This is a genomic window from Desulfurobacteriaceae bacterium (genome assembly GCA_039832905.1).
Taxonomy (GTDB): domain Bacteria; phylum Aquificota; class Aquificia; order Desulfurobacteriales; family Desulfurobacteriaceae; genus Desulfurobacterium.
Genome location: JBDOLX010000091.1, coordinates 1 through 280 on the forward strand (window position 1 = coordinate 1; position 280 = coordinate 280).

1 protein-coding gene is annotated in these 280 nt (G+C 36.8%); it reads right to left on the bottom strand.

What is annotated here, in order from left to right; genetic code table 11:
* On the bottom strand, window positions 1-280 hold a 280-nt coding region (locus tag ABGX27_06395), incomplete at its 3' end, for a phosphopantothenoylcysteine decarboxylase (GenBank protein ID MEO2069126.1).

The following is a 280-nucleotide window of genomic DNA, read 5'->3' on the forward strand; positions in this document are numbered from 1 at the left end:
CCTTTTTAACATCATTGGCAACTACGGCATCAAGCTTTTTGCTTTCTATCTTTTTTCTTGCATTTTCAACTAAATCCTTAGTTTCAGCAGCAAATCCTACGATAACCTGCCCATTTCTCCTGTTTCCAGAGACAATTTTAAGAATGTCTTCTGTTCTTTCAAGTTCTAAGATAAGTTTTTCTTTTGTTTTCTTTATCTTTTCTTTCTCAGGCTTCGCGGGTTTAAAGTCTCCTATCGCTGCTGCCGAGATATAAAGGTCTGCATCCTTAACTTCTTCCAT